Below are 17,998 nucleotides of genomic sequence, written 5' to 3'. Positions count from 1 at the left end.
CCAAGGAAATTTTCCTTGGTTTTTGTCTTACCAAATAATCACACGGTCCTCTGGTGAACGCCACATACCATCGCCTTCTTTGACATCGTAAGTTGTAAAGAAGTCATCGAAGTTTGGTACTTGAACATTGACACGGAGTTTGGCAGGCGCGTGCACGTCAACACTGGCCATGAGTTTCATCAACTCAGGACGGCCTTTCATACGCCAGATACGAGCAAAGTTGTGGAAGAATTCTTCAGCTGAGAAGTCTGGTTCTCTCTTGGCAGCTTCAAGGGCTGCAGCAATCCCTCCTAGGTCGGCAACGTTTTCTGATACAGTTAGTTTTCCATTAATCGTTGCTCCGTAAGATTCTTGCCCATCAAACTGGTCGATAACTTTCTGCGTTTTTTCTTTAAAGGCAGCATAGTCGCTTTCTGTCCACCAATCCTTGAGACTACCATTTTCATCAAAGGACGCACCATTTGTGTCAAAGGCGTGAGAAATCTCGTGAGCAATAACAGCACCAATACCACCGTAGTTGGCAGAAGACGACTGATGCAAGTCATAGAACGGAGCCTGTAGAATGGCTGCTGGGAAGACAATCAAGTTCTTCTGAGGATTGTAGTAGGCGTTGACCATATGAGCCGGCATGCCCCACTCCTTGTAGTCAACCGGTTGGTTCCACTTGCTCCAACTGTGCTTGATTTCCACACGCCCAAAGGCTAGGGCATTCTCAAAGAGACTGGCAGTTTCGTCCACTACCTTGTCCTTGTAGCGTTCTGGCAATTCCTCTGGATAACCGATATAAGGCTTGATGACATTGAGTTTGACAATGGCCTTGTCTCGCGTTTCAGGTGTGAGCCAGTCGTTCTTAGCCAAACGTTCCTTATAAACATCGATCATAGTCGCTACTTTTTTCTCTACGTCTGCCTTAGCTTCTGGAGAGAATTTTTCATGCGCATACCAGAGACCAAGGGCTTGCTTGAAAGGACCTTGGGCCAAGTGATAAGCTGCCTTGATCTTGTCCTGTGCTTCTGGCACACCTGAAAGGGCACGTCCGTAGGCACCTGACAAAACACGAATCTCGTCAGTTAGATAGCTGGTTGAAAGATTGACTACGCCCAAAATCAAAGTCGCCTTAAGGAAAGGCCATGCTTCTTCACTATAGAATTGCTCTGCTGCTTGCCAGAAACGTTCCTCATCTACGATAACCTTGTCTGGAGTTTGTCCAAGAACTGTTTGGAAGAAATCATCCAAAGGTAGGGCAGGGGCAAACTTTTTGAAATCTTCATAAGCGTATGGATGGTAGAGTTTGGCATACTCTGAACCTTCTTCGTTAGAAAGCACCACAGCTGCAATACGACTGTCCAATTCTAATCTCTTCCCTAGTAAGTCTTCGATTTCCTCATCTGAAAAATCATAGGCTTTGAGAAGATTTGCGCTACTTTCCTTCCAAAGCGTCAAGAGCTCCTCACGTTGAGGATGGTCTTCAGCATAGTAGGTTGTATCTGGCAATATTGTTCCTGGTGCACTAGCCCAGAGAACATTGGTTCTGGCATCCATAAAGTCTGGTGATACTCCAAATGGAAGGAAGTTTGGTTTACCAGCTAGTTCAAATTCTGCTAATTTGCTAGTAAAATCTGCAAAACTCTCCAAATCCTGGTATTCCTTAAGCAAAGGAAGGACTGGTTTGATTCCATCTGCTTCTCGTTTATCAAAATCTCTGACCATACTATGGTACTTAACAAAGTTTGCGAGGATAGCATCCTCTGGAACATCCTCACCTGCCAACCACTTGTCCGTAGTCGCCAGCATCAACTCTTCAATTTCCTCATCAAGGTCAATAAAACCACCTGTTCGAGATTTGTCAGCCGGAATGACAGCTGTTTTTTCCCATTCGCCATTGATTGCATCATAAAAATCGTCTTGATAACGTGTCATCTTGTTCTCGCTTTCATATTTTCACTTATTCCTAGCTTAGCAAAAAAATCTAGGGAATGCAATCAAAAATAAATTTCTTGTATCTTTCATTTTATTGTTATTTTATTAAATTTTTTAAAAATTAACTTGACTTAATTTTTTTTTTAATGTATATTAAATACGGGAGGGAGGAATTTGTTATGATACGTATTGAACACCTCAGCGTCTCCTACAAAGAAACGCTGGCACTAAAGGATATCTCACTAGTGCTCCACGGACCAACTATTACCGGAATTATTGGTCCAAACGGTGCTGGAAAATCAACTTTATTAAAAGGTATGTTGGGAATTATCCCACATGAAGGTCAGGCCTTTCTCGACGACAAAGAAGTCAAGAAATCTTTAAATCGAGTTGCCTATGTCGAGCAAAAAATCCATATTGACTACAATTTCCCTATCAAGGTCAAGGAATGTGTCTCTCTGGGACTCTATCCATCCATCCCGCTCTTCCACACTTTAAAGGCCAGCCACTGGAAAAAAGTGGCAGAAGCACTTGAAATCGTTGGGCTCTCAGACTATGCTGATCGCCAAATCAGCCAGCTCTCAGGAGGACAATTCCAACGTGTTTTGATTGCCCGTTGCTTAGTGCAGGAAGCTGACTACATCTTTCTAGATGAGCCTTTTGTCGGGATTGACTCGATCAGTGAAGAGATTATCATGAATACGCTGAGAGACCTAAAAAAATCTGGTAAAACAGTTCTCATCGTCCATCATGACCTCAGCAAAGTCCCCCATTATTTCGACCAAGTTTTACTTCTCAATCGAGAATTAATAGACCTTGGTCCGACCGAAGAAACCTTTACCGAGGCCAATCTCAAAAAGGCTTATGGTAGCAAACTCTTTTTCAATGGAGGTGACCTATGATAGCAGAATTTATCAATGGATTACAAAATTTCCATTTCCTACAAAACGCCTTGATCACAGCTATTGTCATCGGAGTCGTTGCTGGAGCTGTGGGATGTTTTATCATCCTGCGTGGAATGTCTCTCATGGGAGATGCCATCTCTCACGCAGTTTTGCCTGGCGTAGCCCTTTCCTTTATTCTGGGAATTGATTTCTTTATTGGAGCGATCATCTTTGGTTTGATGGCTTCCATCATCATTACCTACATCAAGGGAAACTCTATCATCAAGAGTGACACTGCCATTGGTATTACCTTTTCATCTTTCTTAGCCTTAGGTGTCATCTTGATTAGTGTTGCCAAGAGTTCGACAGACCTCTTCCATATCCTTTTTGGGAATATCCTCGCTGTCCAAGATACAGACATGTGGATTACCATTGGTATGGGGGCATTGATTCTCTTGATTATCGGGATTTTCTTTAAACAACTATTGATTACATCCTTTGACGAGCTTCTGGCTAAAGCCATGGGAATGCCCGTCAATTTCTACCACTATCTGCTCATGGTGCTCTTGACTCTTGTGTCCGTCACCGCCATGCAAAGTGTTGGAACTATTCTTATCGTAGCCATGCTGATCACCCCAGCTGCGACGGCTTATCTCTATGCTAATAGCCTAAAGAGCATGATTTTCCTTTCATCAAGTCTCGGAGCCCTTGCTTCTGTTGTGGGACTCTTTATCGGCTATAGCTTAAATCTTGCAGCAGGATCGAGCATCGTGCTCACAGCTGCTAGTTTCTTTCTCATTAGCTTCTTTATCGCTCCAAAACAACGATATTTGAAACTAAAAAATAAACATTTGTTAAAATAAGGGGCAAAGTCCCAATAAATTGGAGGAATCTAATGAAAAAATTAGGTACATTGCTTGTTCTCTTTCTTTCTGTTATTGCTCTTGTCGCATGTACTAGCGGAAAAAAAGATGCAGCTTCTGGTCAAAAACTAAAAGTTGTTACTACAAACTCAATCATCGCTGATATTACCAAGAATATCGCTGGTGACAAGATTGATCTTCACAGTATCGTTCCTGTTGGTCAAGACCCACACGAATACGAACCACTTCCTGAAGACGTTAAGAAAACTTCTCAAGCTGATTTGATTTTCTATAACGGTATCAACCTTGAAACAGGTGGCAATGCTTGGTTTACCAAATTAGTAGAAAATGCCAAGAAAACTGAAAACAAAGACTACTTTGCAGTTAGCGAAGGCGTTGATGTTATCTACCTTGAAGGCCAAAACGAGAAAGGCAAAGAAGACCCACACGCTTGGCTCAACCTTGAAAATGGGATGATTTATGCTAAAAATATCGCTAAACAGCTCATTGCCAAAGACCCTAGCAACAAGGAATTCTACGAAAAAAATCTCAAAGACTATACTGAAAAACTAGACAAACTGGACAAAGAAGCCAAAGAGAAATTTAACAATATCCCTGCTGAGAAGAAACTCATCGTAACCAGCGAAGGATGCTTCAAATACTTCTCTAAAGCTTACGGAGTCCCAAGTGCCTACATCTGGGAAATCAACACAGAAGAAGAAGGAACACCGGAACAAATCAAGACCTTGGTTGAAAAACTTCGCCAAACAAAAGTTCCATCACTCTTTGTTGAATCAAGTGTCGATGACCGTCCAATGAAGACTGTTTCACAAGACACAAATATCCCAATCTACGCACAAATCTTTACTGACTCAATCGCTGAAGAAGGGAAAGAAGGCGACAGCTACTACAGCATGATGAAATACAACCTTGACAAGATTGCTGAAGGTTTGTCTAAGTAATCCATTAAAAAACGTCGTTCTCACGTGAATGGGCGTTTTTTTGTCCCTTAATTTCCAGTCAAATCATTGGAAAAATCTGACAATTCTCGGTAAAATGGAAGAAAAAAGAATGGAGTAGTTTCATGACCACTTTTCTCGGAAATCCTGTAACCTTTACAGGTAAACAACTGCAAGTCGGAGACAAGGCACTTGACTTTTCTCTTACAACAACCGATCTCTCTAAAAAAACGCTAGCTGACTTTGATGGAAAGAAAAAAGTCTTGAGTGTTGTCCCTTCTATCGATACTGGTATCTGCTCAACGCAAACACGTCGATTCAACCAAGAACTAGCCAACCTTGATAATACCGTCGTTCTTACCGTTTCTATGGACCTACCATTTGCCCAAGGACGCTGGTGTGGGGCTGAAGGCCTTGACAATGCCATCATGCTTTCAGACTACTTTGACCATTCTTTCGGGCGTGATTATGCCCTCTTAATCAACGAATGGCATCTCCTTGCACGTGCCGTCTTTGTTCTCGATGCTGACAATATCATCCGTTATGTAGAATACGTTGACAATATCAACACGGAGCCAAACTTTGAAGCTGCCATTGCTGCGGTTAAAGAACTAGACTAAAATCACAAGCATTATGGCAGAAAGCTAGAGAAATCTAGCTTTTTTTGGTATACTAGATGGAGAGAAAAGACAAGAGGAAACGAATGACGCCAAATAAAGAAGACTACCTAAAATGTATTTATGAAATCGGTACGGAGGTGCAGAAAATTACCAATAAAGAAATTGCTGCCCGTATGCAAGTCTCTCCACCTGCCGTAACAGAGATGATCAAACGCATGAAAAGTGAAAATCTCATCCTCAAGGATAAGGAGAATGGCTATCTATTGACAGATATTGGGCTCAAACTAGTCTCCGAGCTCTATCGCAAACACCGGTTGATTGAGGTCTTTCTAGTTCACCATCTCGACTATACCAGTGACCAGATCCACGAAGAAGCTGAAGTCCTAGAACACACTGTATCCGATCTCTTCGTAGAGAGACTGGATAAACTGCTTGGCTTCCCTAAAACCTGCCCCCACGGAGGAACCATCCCAGCCAAAGGAGAGCTCTTGGTTGAAATCAACAACCTACCTTTAGCAGATACCAAAGAAGCTGGAACCTATCTCCTGACTCGGGTTCACGATAGCTTTAATCTGCTCAAATACTTAGAAAAGCATGAAATTCATATCGGTGACCAAGTCCAAGTCAAGCAGTTTGATAATTTTTCCAATAGCTTTACTCTAGTCAACAAAGACGAAGATCTCCAAGTTAGCATCGATATCGCCAAACAACTCTATGTCGAAAAAATCAACTAAGCCCTTATCCCTGAAAAAAGTTCCTTTCAGGGATTTTTTATTATTTTGCTTGTAAGTCCCATTCGTTTGGTGTAGAATGAAGCTAGATAAAAGAGGGAGGTCTTCCAATGAAAAAGCTCTTTAGAATCCATTTTGCAGCCATTGCAGTCAGCGATTTGCTACTATTAGCTTTTTTTATCATAAGACAAGAGACAGCTTTAGGCTGGCTCCTGCTCTCTGGTTTTATTTTCATCCTTGCTCAGGGACTACTGCTATTTCGCTTGGTCAACCGACTCAAACATCATCTCGCTGAGATTTATCCTCAAATCAATAAAAAGATTCGCTTCTACTATTTAGGGGTTCTCACCATTGACTTTCTATTATTTATCCTTTTAGCCTTCACTAGTTCTCAGCGATTTTCCTCTCTTATGCCAATCGTCACTGGTTGTCATTCTACTTTATATTATATGACGGCTGCCCACCTAAGAGAAAACTATTCAGACTTTTACAACAAACACATCTCTTTCTGGGAGTGTCTATAAACAAAAACCAAGCCAGCTGGCTTGGTTTTCTTATCTATTTTTAGTATCAAGAATGATGGTAACTGGCCCATCATTTACCAGCTCCACCTGCATATCCGCTCCAAAAATACCAGTCTGAACAGGGACTTCCTGAGCTAGCTTTTGGTTGAAAGTGTCATAGAAGGCAGTTGCCATATCCGGCTTGGCTGCACCTGTAAAGGCTGGACGATTGCCTTTCTTGGTATCCGCAAAGAGGGTAAACTGAGAAATAGAAAGGATTTCCCCTTCAATATCCTTGACAGACAGGTTCATCTTGCCTTCTGCATCAGAAAAAATCCGCATGTTGACGAGCTTTCTCACAGCATAGTCCAAATCTTCTTCTTGGTCCTCTGGTCCAACACCAACCAGCAATAAGAGTCCCTGATTGATTTTCCCATGAACCCGACCTTCGATACTCACTTGAGCTTTTTTAACCCGTTGGATAATGATTTTCATAATAGCCTTTCTAGTAAGAGCTAGGATAGTTAGCCGTTGGTCCGTTTGACGGAGTAAACCTCTGGCACACTCTTAATCTTATCCACGACCGTGGTCAGTGTAGAGAGGTTGGAAATACCAAATGAGACATGGATATTAGCAAATTTCATATCCTTAGTTGGTTGAGCATTAACAGTTGAGATATTCTTAGTCGTGTTTGAGAGAACTTGTAAAACATCGTTCAAAAGCCCTGTACGGTTGAGACCATAGATATCGATGTGGGCAGTATATTCCTTGCTTGAGAATTGATCTTCCCACTCCACATCAAGGAGACGTTGCTCGTAGTTTTCTTGGGCACGGAGATTCATACAGTCCACACGGTGAATAGCTACACCGCGTCCCTTGGTAATGTAGCCGACAATGTCGTCACCCGGCACTGGATTACAACACTTGGCAATCCGAACTAGGAGACCTGAAGCACCTTCAATGACCACACCACCCTCATGCTTTACCTTGAGGGTTTCTTTGTTCTCGACCTTAACTTCGCCACCTTTGACAAGCTCTTCTGCCTCCGCCTTGGCCTTGGCACGTTCTTCCTCGCGGCGTTCCTTTTCGGTCAAACGGTTAAAGACGGTAATAGCGCCAATTTCTCCAAAACCAATGGCTGCATAGAGAGCTTCCTCTGTCTTGTAGCTGGTCTTTTGAAGGACCTCGTCCATATGACGCTTGTCCATAAACTTATTGGCTACATAGCCGTTTTCTTGGAACTGGGCCATCAACATCTCACGGCCCTTGTTAACGGATAATTCCTTGTCTTGATTTTTAAAGAACTGACGAATCTTGTTGCGTGCCTTGCTGGTCTTGACCATGTTGAGCCAGTCACGACTCGGACCAAAGGAGTTGGGGTTGGTGATAATTTCAACCTGATCCCCTGTCTTGAGCTTGGTTGTCAGTGGAACCATACGGCCATTGACCTTGGCACCTGTCGCTTTTTCACCGACTTTGGTATGGATTTCATAGGCAAAGTCAATCGGTCCTGAATCTTTTGGAAGGGAACGTACAGCCCCATCTGGGGTAAAGACGTATATCTCCTCAGCCAGGTAGTTTTCCTTTACAGAATCCACAAATTCCTTGGCATCATCAGCCTGGTCTTGGAGCTCCATCATCTCCTTGATCCAGTTCATCCCAATAGCAGATTCCTTGCTGTTGACCTGCCCTTTAATGCCTTTCTTATAAGCCCAGTGAGCTGCTACCCCGTACTCAGCCACCTCGTGCATTTCCTTAGTCCGAATCTGAAATTCAATCGGTCCTTTTGGCCCATAAACGGTCGTATGGATAGACTGGTAACCATTGGCCTTACGGTTAGCGATATAGTCTTTGAAGCGGCCTGGCATGGGTTTCCAAAGTTCATGCACATAACCCAGCATAGCGTAAACATCACTCTGGGTATCTAAGATACAGCGAATGGCAATCAGGTCATAAATTTCCTCAAAGCGTTTCTTCTTATCCTGCATCTTTCGATAGATAGAGTAGATATGCTTGGGACGGCCATAGATTTTCCCTTTTAGATTGCGTTCGGAAGTGTACTCCTCTAACTTTGTCACGACTTCATCGACCAAAGCCTCTCGCTCTCTGCGTTTTTCCTTCATCATGTGAGTGATCTTGTAAAACTCAGTTGGATTGAGATAGCGGAAGGACAAGTCTTCTAACTCCCACTTGACGCTGGAAATCCCCAGGCGATGAGCAAGTGGAGCATAGATTTCCATAGTTTCTCTTGAAATCCGTTCTTGCTTGTCCTTTCGCAGGTGTTTAAGAGTCCGCATATTGTGCAAACGGTCCGATAATTTAACCAAGATAACACGGATATCCTCAGACATGGCCATAAGCATCTTGCGATGATTTTCAGCCAATTGTTCCTCGAGTGATTTGTACTCAACCTTACCAAGTTTGGTCACCCCATCAACGATAATCCGAACATCATGACCGAACTCTCTCTCCAAATCATCCAGTGTCGCATCTGTGTCTTCAACTACGTCATGCAAAAAACCACAGGCAACGGTTACGGCATCCAGCTTGAGCTTAGCTAGAATGCCTGCAACCTGAATGGGATGGATAATATAGGGCTCACCTGATTTCCGAAACTGCCCACTATGACAATCAACTGCGTAAATCAATGCTTTTTGTACAAAAGCAACGTCTTCCTTTGTTAAATATTCTTTCGTTAAAGCGACTACCTGATCGCCCGTCAAATTCACTTCTTTCGGCATCTATACTCTCCAATTCTTCCTACCATTTTATCACTTTTTTAAGGATATGAAAACTAGAAAAGCTCTGTTTTTATGCCTAACCTAAGCAATTAAAAGAAAAAACACTGCAAGAGAGACTCTGCAGTGCTTTGTTATTTTATTTATCTTAGTAAACTGTTTTTTCAGTTTCTACGTCGAAGAAGTGTGCTTTGTTCAAGTCAAATCCAAGTTCAACTGTCGCACCTGTTTGCAAGTAGTCACGAGCATCCACTTTAGCAACAAATTCGTCTTTACCAACTTGACAGTAAAGATGAGATTCTGAACCAAGCAATTCTGATACAGAGATAGTAGCTTTGACAACTGATTCTGGGAATGTTTCAAGGAAAGCAGGTTCTGCATTCACGTCTTCTGGACGAATACCGAAGATCAATTCTTTTCCTTCGTAGCCTTTTTCACGAAGAACTTTCAAAGCACCTTCTGGCACTTTCAAGCGGAAACCGTCAGAAACAATTTCATTGCCTTCTAATTTCACATTGATGAAGTTCATAGCTGGGCTTCCGATAAATCCTGCTACGAATTTATTAACTGGGTTTTTGTAAACTTCTTGAGGTGTACCGATTTGTTCTACACGTCCGATAGTACCTGTACCAGCTGGGTTCTTAGTTGCTGACATGATAACGATACGGTCTGCAAGAGTCATCGCTTCTGTTTGGTCGTGGGTTACGTAGATAGTTGTAGCTCCGATACGACGGTGAATCTTCGCAATTTCAGCACGCATAGATACACGAAGTTTGGCATCCAAGTTTGACAAAGGTTCGTCCATCAAGAACACTTTTGCATCACGGACGATGGCACGACCCATGGCAACACGTTGACGTTGACCACCTGAGAGGTCAGCAGGTTTACGATCCAAGAATTCTTTCAAACCAAGGATTGCTGCTGCTTCTTGTACACGTTTGTCGATGTCTTCCTTGCTGTATTTACGCAATTTCAAACCGAAAGCCATGTTGTCATATACAGTCATGTGTGGGTAAAGAGCGTAGTTTTGGAATACCATGGCGATGTCACGGTCTTTTGGAGCTACGTCGTTGACAACCACGCCATCGATAGATGCAGTACCTTCTGTGATGTCTTCAAGACCAGCAATCATACGAAGAGTCGTTGATTTACCACATCCTGAAGGACCTACGAAAACGATAAATTCTTTGTCTTTGATGTCCAAGTTGAAGTCTTCAACTGAGTAGTGTTCGCTGTTTGGATATTTTTTGTAAATGTTTTTAAGATTTAATTCTACCATCGAGGTGAACTCCTTTTGTCTTTTGATAGTTTTATTATAGATGAAAACGCTTTACTTTTCTATGGCAAGGTGACCAAAAAAACAAAAAAGTTCTGTGCAACTTGCACAAAACTTTAGAGAATATCTGGTAAAATCAACTGATAACAAAGGGTGAGATCCGTCAACTCCTTCAACTGAAGTCCCGTCAATTCTTCCCATTTGTCAATCTTGTATTGGAGAGAATTTCGGTGCAGATAGAGTTGCTGGGCTGCTTTAGTTAGAACAGCACTGTTTTCCCAGAGAGAAAGGATAATTTCCTGAATCTGGTCCTGATCCAAGATTATCTGGTGCAGGCATTCCTTGATTACCTTCAAGTCCACTAGTCTTTCTCCCATACTCCAAAGATAGAGTTGTGAAAAGGTGTGTACACCTTGGTGACCCTGGCGCCACCATGTCTTAAACAAATCTCGCTCCGCTTTGATCAGGTCTGACAGAGCCTGATACCCAGTCTGAGACCAAACCTGACCTAACATGATCGACAGACGAAGACCAAAGTCATACTCTACTGCCTCAATCGTATCAGATAAGATTGAGCGAACAGAGCTGTACTTATCTTGTTGAAGCACAAATACATAATCCTGAGAACCGACCTGTAGCACTGTCAGGCAGTTGGGAAAAAGAGTCCGCATCATGTCTAGCCAAGAGGATAGATTTTCCTGTTGGAAATAGGAAAGATGGCAATAAACCAGCTGAATTTTTTTAAATGTTTGCGGTGCCTGCCCCTTCCCCTCAATTAGATAGGGATACCAAGGATTGAGCGAACGAGCCTGCTCCTGCTGGGTCAAAAGAGCAACCAACTGCTTTTCACGCTCGCTGAGCCCAGCTTCCTCCAGTAAAATCCACTGCTGAGAATCTAAAGGGAGAGTGAGATAGCCTGGTTTCTCAATCGGCTGATCTGAAATCTGAGCTTCAGGGAACCAGTCTTGTAATTCCTTTGCAATCATATCCTAGCCCTCCACTTTTTGGATGCACCAAGCAATTATGGTCTCTAGACGCTCCACATTTTCAGTCAGATGGAGATAGCCCATGACCGCCTCAAATCCCGTGGACATACGGTAAGTCACGACATCTGCATTTTTAGCCTTTGTGTGACTATTGGTATTGCGGCCACGTTTGTAGATTTCTTCTTCTTTTTCCGTCAGGACTTGCTCTTCCAACATGAGGGAAATCAAGCGAGCCTGAGCCTTGGCTGACACATACTTAGTCGCCTCTTGGTGGAGCTTGTTGGGCTTGGTCATGCCTTTGAGAATGAGGTGGCGACGGATATACATGGAATAAACCGCATCTCCCTCAAAAGCTAGCGCAATCCCGTTAATGAGATTGACATCAATCACGAGTCCACCTCACTCCATCCTTGGTGTCAAGGAGCTTAATTCCTTGAGCAGCCAATTGGTCACGGATTTGGTCTGCTGTCGCAAAGTCACGATTCGCACGCGCTTCTTGACGTTTTTGGATCAAGGCTTCGATTTCAAAATCTAATAAATTAATTAGTTTAGGTATTACTGTTACACCTAGTTCTGCTCCTATAATTGTAATATTGTTCAATGATTTTAGGAGTGATGAGGAAATATTAGTACCAAATAAAAGTAATACAATTACTGGATCAATATCATCTGACATTTCACTAGTAATATTTACAAGAGAATTTACAACTCTAGAATCCAATCTCGGATTCTTTGTATTAAGTACCTCAATAAAGATTCTATTTTGGAGATAATTTCCTTGAATATCTGTTTTTGTTTGATTGTTAGATTCCCAATTCCAAAAATTTAGTTCTTTCTGCAAGTACTTGAATAAGAAATCTGCTATCTTCTGTCCGTGTACTCTTTTTGGTTCATTTAATAAAATGCTATCTATAGAGCGACTTGCATTCTCAATGTGATTAATAACAAAGGAAATTTCATGATATTTTTTACTATTAAAATTCAAAAATGGACTGTATCCCTTCTCATGAAGTACTAGATTCCTTCTCAATAAAGCTCTCTTTTTTTTCTCAACAGCTCTTTTATCGTCATTATTTTTATCGAATTCAAGACGATTAATAACCTCTTCAACAGCACCATATTCCAAAACTTCCTCTAAAAATACAACCCCAAAAACTTCTAGCATAGCCGCAAGAGTTTGCTTGACTGTAGCATCATAGTTACCTGAGTTAATCCATTTGGCTATTTCAAATACTACTGTAATCCCGTTGGAAGCGTTAAAATCCTCATCCATAGCAGCTACAAACTTATCTTTAAAAGCCTGTAACTCTTGAGTATCTACAGTTCTAGTAAATGGTTGTTCATAGGTGTTCTTTAGATACTTGAGATTGGTCTCGGCATCGCGCACTGCTTTTTCTGTAAAATTAATAGGCTTACGGTAGTGTTGAGTCGCAAAGAAGAAACGCAATACTTGACCATCGATAGTTTTAAGGGCATCGTGTACCGTAATGAAGTTACCTAAAGACTTGGACATCTTGACATTGTCGATATTGACAAAACCATTGTGCATCCAGTAGTTGGCAAAGGTCTTGCCCGTTTTAGCTTCAGACTGGGCAATTTCGTTGGTATGGTGCGGAAACTCTAGGTCAGCTCCACCACCGTGAATATCGATAGTATCTCCCAAAAGCTTAGTTGACATAACCGAACACTCGATGTGCCAACCCGGACGACCAGGTCCCCACGGGCTATCCCAAGAAATCTCGCCTACTTTAGCAGCTTTCCAAAGGGCAAAGTCTACAGGATTTTCCTTGCGGGCTGTCTCCTCATCAGTGCGACCTGAAGCACCTAACTCCAAGTCTTCCAGTGTTTTATTAGCCAATTTGCCGTAGTTGTGAGATTTTTCCACTCGGAAATAAACATCTCCTTGACTTTCGTAGGCATAGCCTTTTTCAATCAAATCTTCCACAAAGCGGATGATGTCAGCCATATAATCCACCACACGCGGATGGTAAGTAGCAGGTTTGACTCCCAAGGCCCTCACATCCTCACGAAAGGCAGCAATGTACTTGTCTGCTACTTCCTGAGGCGTGATACCTTCTTCCTTGGCACGGTTGATAATCTTATCATCCACATCCGTAAAGTTGGAAGTGTAGGTAACCTCATAACCACGGTATTCAAAATAGCGACGAATCGTATCAAAAGCCACTGTTGAACGGGCATTCCCCACGTGGATATAGTTATAAACTGTCGGCCCACAGACATACATCTTAACCTTGCCGTCCTCGATTGGGACAAATTCTCGCAAATCACGAGACATGGTGTCATAGATTTTAATCACTCACTGACTCCTTTCTGTTTCTTACAATAAGCTTACAAACCAGACGACCTGTGACTGGCTTCTCTAGCATGCTCAAGTTTATTGACGTAGTATTCACGTTTTTCTTCGACCTCGTGGATGATAGGCTCATCCTTCTGTCCATGAACTCGGACGATCTTAGCCGGAATACCGACAACTGTTACATCACTAGGTACGTCTGCCACGACTACTGCTGCTGCACCGACTTTGGCATTTTCACCGATTTCTACCGGCCCGATAACTTGGGCATGGGCCGATATGAGAGCTCCTTTACGCACAGTCGGATGGCGTTTGCCACAGTCTTTCCCTGTCCCACCGAGAGTCACTCCATGATAGAGCAGAACGCCTTTTTCAACAATCGCTGTCTCTCCAATCACCAAGCCTGAACCGTGGTCGATAAAGACACCTGAATCAATCTGGGCACCTGGATGAATCTCAATCTGGGTCCAAAAGCGCCAAAACTGACTGTGCATACGAGCCAGGAGTTTGAAGCCGTGCTTCCAGAGAAAATGCGAGAGACGGTGGGCAGCCAAGGCCTTGACACCTGGATAAGTCAGCAAAACTTCCAAACTGTTGCGTGCCGCTGGATCATTTTCTTTTACAATATCAATGGTTTCGCGCCACCATCCCATACATTTCTCCTTTTCTTATTCTGAATCTTTTGGTGTTTCTGTAACTTCTTTCTTAGGTTTGTAATCTTTGTGATGACGTGGACGGTGAGGTCGCTCAGACTTTTCGCCTTTTTCATCATGCTCAGGTTTTGGCGGACGAGGAAGAAGTACCTTCATAGAGGCATCGATACGACCTTTTTCATCAATCTTGATAACCTTAACATCGACTTCATCACCAATAGCTACCAAATCCTCGACACGGTTGGTACGAGTCCAAGCCATTTCCGAAATGTGCACAAGTGCATCTGTCTTATCAAAGAGGTTGACAAAGGCACCAAATTTCTCGATACGAACAACCTTAGCATGGTAAACTTCATCCACTTTGGCTTCACGAACCAAACCAGCAATGATTTCTTTGGTACGGTTAATGGCATCTTGGTCGCTAGAGTATATAGAAACATTACCTTCTTCGTCGATATCAATCTTAACGCCAGTTTCAGCGATAATCTTGTCGATGGTTTCTCCACCCTTACCGATGACAATCTTGATCTTGTCCACATCAATCTTGATGGTATCAATTTTCGGTGCAGTTGGAGCCAATTCTGGACGAACTTCTGGAATGGTTGCTTCAATCACATCAAGGATTTCAAAACGAGCTTTCTTGGCTTGAGCAAGGGCCTCAGTCAAGATTTCTGCAGTAATTCCTTGGATCTTGATATCCATTTGGAGAGCTGTAATCCCGTCACGAGTACCTGCAACCTTGAAGTCCATATCTCCAAAGTGGTCTTCCAAACCTTGGATATCTGTCAATACTGTGTAGTTATTTCCATCTGAGATGAGACCCATAGCAATCCCTGCTACTGGCGCCTTGATTGGCACACCACCAGCCATAAGAGCAAGAGTTCCCGCACAGATAGAGGCTTGAGAAGATGAACCGTTTGATTCTAATACTTCAGCTACCAAGCGGATCGCGTATGGAAATTCTTCCAAACTAGGCAAGACTTGAGCAAGGGCACGCTCACCGAGAGCACCGTGACCAATTTCACGACGACCAGGCGCACCGTAACGACCAGTTTCCCCTACAGAGTATTGAGGGAAATTATAGTGGTGCATAAAGCGTTTCTTGTACTCTGGATCCAAACCATCAATGATTTGAGTTTCACCCATTGGAGCCAAGGTCAAGACTGAAAGAGCTTGAGTTTGTCCACGAGTGAATAGGCCAGAACCATGTACACGAGGAAGATAGTCGACCTGCGCATCTAAAGGACGGATTTCATCGACCTTACGACCGTCAGGACGTACCTTATCTTCTGTGATCAAACGGCGTACTTCAGCATGTTCCATTTGTTCCAAGATTTCAGCCACATCGCGCATGATGCGGTCACATTCTTCGTGGTCTGCATATTTTTCTTCGTAAACAGCAGTCACTTGGTCTTTAACTGCTTGAGTTGCAGCTTCACGAGCCAATTTTTCTTCTACTTGGACCGCTTTTTGGAGGTCGCTGTTGTAAGCTGCAATGATTTCAGCTTGCAAGTCAGCATCCACATGAAGCAATTCCACTTCTGCTTTTTCTTTACCGACTGCCGCAACGATTTCTTCTTGGAAGGCAATCAATTCTTTAACAGCTTCATGTCCTTTGAGAAGAGCTTCCAACATGATTTCTTCTGACAATTCTTTGGCACCAGACTCTACCATATTGATAGCGTGTTTGGTACCAGCTACTGTCAATTCAAGAAGAGATTGTTCTGCTTGTTCTTGAGTAGGGTTGATGATGATTTGGCCATCAACATAACCTACTTGCACCCCAGCAATTGGTCCGTCAAACGGAATATCTGAGATAGAAAGCGCCAAGGATGAACCAAACATAGCCGCCATTGGAGCAGAGGCATTTTCATCATAAGAAAGGACGGTGTTAATTACTTGCACTTCGTTACGGAAACCTTCCGCAAACATCGGACGGATTGGACGGTCAATCAAACGCGCCGTCAAGGTTGCGTCTGTCGAAGGACGTCCTTCACGTTTCATAAAGCCACCAGGAAACTTCCCAGCCGCATACATTTTTTCTTCGTAGTTGACTTGAAGTGGGAAGAAATCCCCAGTTGCCATTTTCTTAGACATAACGGCCGCAGTCAAGACAGTTGACTCACCGTAACGCACGACAACTGCGCCATTTGCTTGCTTAGCAACCTGACCAGTCTCAACGATTAATTCACGACCCGCAAAAGTCGTTTGAAACACTTGTTTTGTCATTTTAATCCCCTTTGGATTGATGAAATTATACGCCTTGCCTACAAAGATCAAGATACTAAGGTCGCAAAAAGCAAAGTAAAAATAGGAAACTGGCGAAGTCTTCGATGAAGACAAGACAGTTTATCTTTTTTACACAGCTTTTCGGCCGGGTTCAATTACTCATGATAGCATAAATTGACGCAGTGTGCGATGCACACCAGGAAATCTATCTTTTTCACTAGGGATTCAGCCCGTGTTCAACTATCTAGGCACTTTGAAAAGTTTAAAAATATTATTCTTTAGCATTTGTACCTTTTATAGCAGATTTGAATAGCTAAGAATCTGTTTATACCCTCATCTTTGTATCAAGTACGTACAGAGTCTATTTTATCATACTTTTCTTAAAAAGTGCGGGCTTTTCTATTAAAAAGGAACCATTCCCCTCACCTGAGAAGAATGGTTTGCTTTTTATTATCCTAAAGACTGATGATTAAACAAAGCATGGGTTGCTTGGTGGATGTATTTTGCTGTTTCAGCATTGTTCATGGTGTAGAGATGTACACCTGCAACATCCTGGGTTACCAAGTCCACAATCTGGTCCACGGCATAGGCAAGTCCTGCTGCTCTGAGCGACTCAGGGTCATGCTCGTACTTGTCTAAGATAGCTTTAAATTTGCGTGGAAGGTGGATATTCTCACAAGTCTTCAAGAGACGAAGCGCTTGGTTACGGTTCAGAATGGGCATAATACCCGCATGAATGGGAACATCAATCCCTGCCAAGGTACACTTGTCTTGGAAATCATAGAAGCGCTCATTGTCAAAGAAAAGTTGTGTTACAAGGCTGGAACAGCCTGCATCCACTTTCTTCTTGAGATTTTGAATATCTGAGATTTGGTTTGGCGAGTCAGGATGCCCCTCTGGGTAGCAAGCACCAACAATATCAAAGTGAGGGGCTTGTTCCTTGATGAACTCAATCAAGTCCGTTGCGTAGCGGAAATCCTTTTGTGGCTCCACATCAGGGATAATATCCCCACGCAAGGCCAAGATTTTCTGTACCCCAACCTTATCCAAGTCTGCAATGGTTTCAGCAACCTTTTCCTTGGTCAGATAGATAGCTGGCAAGTGGGCAATAGTGGGAATCGCCAAATCATTCTGGATAAAGTCAGCCAAACGAACCGTTGTTTCCTTGATATTAAATTTATTATTGCTGGCAGTCACACTGATAAAGTGCGGTGTCAGCTCCCGCATATCCTGCAAAGCTGAAATAATTTTATCATTACCCACAGCTGGGTTTGGAGGGAACACTTCAAATGAAAGTGACGGCGTTTGGCGTGACATAGTCA

The 17,998-nt window shown here is 42.9% G+C and carries 15 protein-coding genes and 2 pseudogenes; 6 read left to right on the top strand and 11 right to left on the bottom strand.

Annotation, left to right across the window (positions count from 1 at the left end):
- Window positions 1-27 precede the first annotated feature (27 nt).
- A complete protein-coding gene (locus tag M1F74_RS00945; protein ID WP_247946040.1) occupies window positions 28-1,920 on the bottom strand; it encodes a M13 family metallopeptidase in 1,893 nt (630 codons plus the stop codon).
- Between the two features lie 179 nt (window positions 1,921-2,099).
- On the opposite strand from M1F74_RS00945, the gene M1F74_RS00940 reads away from it, so the two are divergent.
- The 6 genes from M1F74_RS00940 (at window position 2,100) to M1F74_RS00915 (ending at window position 6,501) form a co-directional block, all read left to right on the top strand.
- A complete protein-coding gene (locus M1F74_RS00940) occupies window positions 2,100-2,822 on the top strand; it encodes a metal ABC transporter ATP-binding protein (protein WP_247946039.1) in 723 nt (240 codons plus the stop codon).
- The gene (locus M1F74_RS00935; RefSeq protein WP_000559797.1) at window positions 2,819-3,667 is read left to right on the top strand and encodes a metal ABC transporter permease; all 849 of its coding nucleotides are present in this window, start codon (window positions 2,819-2,821) and stop codon (window positions 3,665-3,667) included. Before M1F74_RS00940 ends, M1F74_RS00935 begins: the two co-directional genes overlap by 4 nt.
- A 32-nt stretch (window positions 3,668-3,699) precedes the next feature.
- Window positions 3,700-4,629: a metal ABC transporter substrate-binding protein gene (locus tag M1F74_RS00930; protein WP_247946038.1), complete on the top strand. Its 930-nt coding sequence runs from the start codon at window positions 3,700-3,702 to the stop codon at window positions 4,627-4,629.
- 122 nt (window positions 4,630-4,751) lie between these two features.
- The gene (gene tpx, locus M1F74_RS00925) at window positions 4,752-5,246 is read left to right on the top strand and encodes a thiol peroxidase (RefSeq protein WP_247946037.1); all 495 of its coding nucleotides are present in this window, start codon (window positions 4,752-4,754) and stop codon (window positions 5,244-5,246) included.
- 83 nt (window positions 5,247-5,329) lie between these two features.
- Complete coding sequence (locus M1F74_RS00920) at window positions 5,330-5,980, top strand: metal-dependent transcriptional regulator (protein ID WP_247946036.1); 651 nt, start codon at window positions 5,330-5,332, stop codon at window positions 5,978-5,980.
- A gap of 107 nt (window positions 5,981-6,087) precedes the next feature.
- Entirely contained in the window at window positions 6,088-6,501 is a 414-nt protein-coding gene (locus tag M1F74_RS00915) for a hypothetical protein (RefSeq protein ID WP_247946035.1), read from the top strand.
- Between the two features lie 30 nt (window positions 6,502-6,531).
- On the opposite strand, the gene dtd is transcribed toward M1F74_RS00915, so the two are convergent.
- From dtd to metF, 10 genes and pseudogenes are all read right to left on the bottom strand, one after another.
- Window positions 6,532-6,975, bottom strand: a complete 444-nt coding sequence (gene dtd / locus M1F74_RS00910; protein ID WP_247946034.1) for a D-aminoacyl-tRNA deacylase — start codon at window positions 6,973-6,975, stop codon at window positions 6,532-6,534.
- A gap of 29 nt (window positions 6,976-7,004) precedes the next feature.
- A complete protein-coding gene (locus tag M1F74_RS00905; RefSeq protein ID WP_247946033.1) occupies window positions 7,005-9,221 on the bottom strand; it encodes a RelA/SpoT family protein in 2,217 nt (738 codons plus the stop codon).
- A 145-nt stretch (window positions 9,222-9,366) separates the two neighbouring features.
- Window positions 9,367-10,497, bottom strand: a complete 1,131-nt coding sequence (locus tag M1F74_RS00900; RefSeq protein WP_000229937.1) for an ABC transporter ATP-binding protein — start codon at window positions 10,495-10,497, stop codon at window positions 9,367-9,369.
- Window positions 10,498-10,610: 113 nt separating this feature from the next.
- Window positions 10,611-11,480: a helix-turn-helix domain-containing protein gene (locus M1F74_RS00895; RefSeq protein WP_247946032.1), complete on the bottom strand. Its 870-nt coding sequence runs from the start codon at window positions 11,478-11,480 to the stop codon at window positions 10,611-10,613.
- A gap of 3 nt (window positions 11,481-11,483) precedes the next feature.
- Window positions 11,484-11,870, bottom strand: coding sequence for a Mini-ribonuclease 3 (locus M1F74_RS00890; protein ID WP_131200840.1), 387 nt, complete (start codon window positions 11,868-11,870; stop codon window positions 11,484-11,486).
- Window positions 11,863-12,018 (bottom strand): annotated as a pseudogene (locus M1F74_RS00885) (CysS/YqeB C-terminal domain-containing protein); the annotation flags it as partial. The gene M1F74_RS00890 and the pseudogene M1F74_RS00885, both read right to left, overlap by 8 nt.
- Before the next feature lie 525 nt (window positions 12,019-12,543).
- Window positions 12,544-13,797 (bottom strand): annotated as a pseudogene (gene cysS / locus M1F74_RS00880) (cysteine--tRNA ligase); the annotation flags it as partial.
- 32 nt (window positions 13,798-13,829) lie between these two features.
- Window positions 13,830-14,447: a serine O-acetyltransferase gene (gene cysE, locus M1F74_RS00875; RefSeq protein WP_247946031.1), complete on the bottom strand. Its 618-nt coding sequence runs from the start codon at window positions 14,445-14,447 to the stop codon at window positions 13,830-13,832.
- Window positions 14,448-14,462: 15 nt separating this feature from the next.
- Window positions 14,463-16,676 (bottom strand): polyribonucleotide nucleotidyltransferase, encoded by a 2,214-nt coding sequence (pnp, locus tag M1F74_RS00870; protein ID WP_247946030.1) that lies wholly within the window; start codon window positions 16,674-16,676, stop codon window positions 14,463-14,465.
- A 450-nt stretch (window positions 16,677-17,126) separates the two neighbouring features.
- Window positions 17,127-17,993 carry a methylenetetrahydrofolate reductase [NAD(P)H] gene (gene metF / locus M1F74_RS00865; RefSeq protein ID WP_025168823.1) on the bottom strand — a complete coding sequence of 289 codons (867 nt, stop codon included), beginning with the start codon at window positions 17,991-17,993 and terminating at the stop codon, window positions 17,127-17,129.
- Window positions 17,994-17,998: the final 5 nt, after the last annotated feature.

It is taken from the genome of Streptococcus oralis, from assembly GCF_023109315.1.
Classification (GTDB): Bacteria; Bacillota; Bacilli; order Lactobacillales; family Streptococcaceae; genus Streptococcus; species Streptococcus oralis_BS.
This window is presented reverse-complemented; position numbering and strand designations above follow the sequence as displayed.

Coding starts and splice junctions, on each gene's coding strand:
- M1F74_RS00930 (WP_247946038.1), top strand. CDS start 3,700: ATGAAAAAATTAGGTACATTGCTTGTTCTCTTTCTTTCTGTTATTGCT.
- M1F74_RS00905 (WP_247946033.1), bottom strand. CDS start 9,221: ATGCCGAAAGAAGTGAATTTGACGGGCGATCAGGTAGTCGCTTTAACG.
- dtd (WP_247946034.1), bottom strand. CDS start 6,975: ATGAAAATCATTATCCAACGGGTTAAAAAAGCTCAAGTGAGTATCGAA.
- M1F74_RS00895 (WP_247946032.1), bottom strand. CDS start 11,480: ATGATTGCAAAGGAATTACAAGACTGGTTCCCTGAAGCTCAGATTTCA.
- M1F74_RS00935 (WP_000559797.1), top strand. CDS start 2,819: ATGATAGCAGAATTTATCAATGGATTACAAAATTTCCATTTCCTACAA.
- pnp (WP_247946030.1), bottom strand. CDS start 16,676: ATGACAAAACAAGTGTTTCAAACGACTTTTGCGGGTCGTGAATTAATC.
- cysE (WP_247946031.1), bottom strand. CDS start 14,447: ATGGGATGGTGGCGCGAAACCATTGATATTGTAAAAGAAAATGATCCA.
- M1F74_RS00915 (WP_247946035.1), top strand. CDS start 6,088: ATGAAAAAGCTCTTTAGAATCCATTTTGCAGCCATTGCAGTCAGCGAT.
- M1F74_RS00945 (WP_247946040.1), bottom strand. CDS start 1,920: ATGACACGTTATCAAGACGATTTTTATGATGCAATCAATGGCGAATGG.
- metF (WP_025168823.1), bottom strand. CDS start 17,993: ATGTCACGCCAAACGCCGTCACTTTCATTTGAAGTGTTCCCTCCAAAC.
- M1F74_RS00900 (WP_000229937.1), bottom strand. CDS start 10,497: ATGGTAGAATTAAATCTTAAAAACATTTACAAAAAATATCCAAACAGC.
- tpx (WP_247946037.1), top strand. CDS start 4,752: ATGACCACTTTTCTCGGAAATCCTGTAACCTTTACAGGTAAACAACTG.
- M1F74_RS00920 (WP_247946036.1), top strand. CDS start 5,330: ATGACGCCAAATAAAGAAGACTACCTAAAATGTATTTATGAAATCGGT.
- M1F74_RS00940 (WP_247946039.1), top strand. CDS start 2,100: ATGATACGTATTGAACACCTCAGCGTCTCCTACAAAGAAACGCTGGCA.